This window comes from Mesorhizobium sp. FG116 (assembly GCF_057809835.1).
Genome location: NZ_JBMDKS010000133.1, coordinates 1 through 754, shown reverse-complemented (window position 1 = coordinate 754; position 754 = coordinate 1). Strand labels below are relative to the sequence as shown.

Annotated in this window: 1 protein-coding gene; it reads left to right on the top strand. The window is 56.9% G+C overall.

Annotation, left to right across the window (positions count from 1 at the left end; translation table 11 throughout):
* Positions 1 to 538 (top strand): type IV secretion system protein (locus tag ACODTY_RS24110; protein ID WP_488996699.1); only part of this gene is annotated, 538 nt, incomplete at its 5' end.
* Between the last annotated feature and the right edge of the window lie 216 nt (positions 539 to 754).

The following is a 754-nucleotide window of genomic DNA, read 5'->3' as shown; positions in this document are numbered from 1 at the left end:
GTTTGCGAAAATGACGGTCGCCGTGATGCTGGCGGTGGGGCCGATTGCCATTCTGTGCAATTTCTTCGGCATGACGAAATTCGTGTTTGAAGGCTGGGTCAAGGGAATAGCGTTCGGAATATTCACGCTGCTTTTTTCCTACATCATAGCAGGCTTCTGCTTCGGCTTTGTCCGTTCCTATCTGGACTCAATCCAGATTGCGACGGCGACACAGGAGGAGTCCTTCGGCGTGGCGGCCGGCCTGGTGCTCTACATGCTCGTGGTGGCAGCGTTTGTCGTCCGGGTTCCCTCACTGGCTCAATCATTCGCCTATGGGACCCTGTTCCACGGTATATCTACTGCGGGTGGTATAGGCGAAACGCTGCAGACAGCAAGGAACCGAGGCTCGAGAGCCGCCAACCTTGCAACAAGCGTGGTACCCGCAGGCCTTACAGGCGGCGCCATACGAGGCACGATGGCCATGGGGGGAGATGTAGGACGAGGGACCCGCGCCATGGGTCGCATGCTTGCCAGCCGGATGCGGGGCCGTCCCGGATAGGAATCCAAGAGTTGCGCGGGGGCCCCACTTTCCCCTTTTCTTCTACTATCGTGTAATTTACGATTATCCTATCGTGTAATCATGGAACGCCGTTTGCGGCGATTCCCGAGGCCCATGCGGAGATGAGTTCGGGTGGCATTGTTCAGAAACAAGGCAATAGGCGAGCCTGACGAGAAAGTACCAGGTGCCGAGGAGATCTATCAGCAGCATTTGACG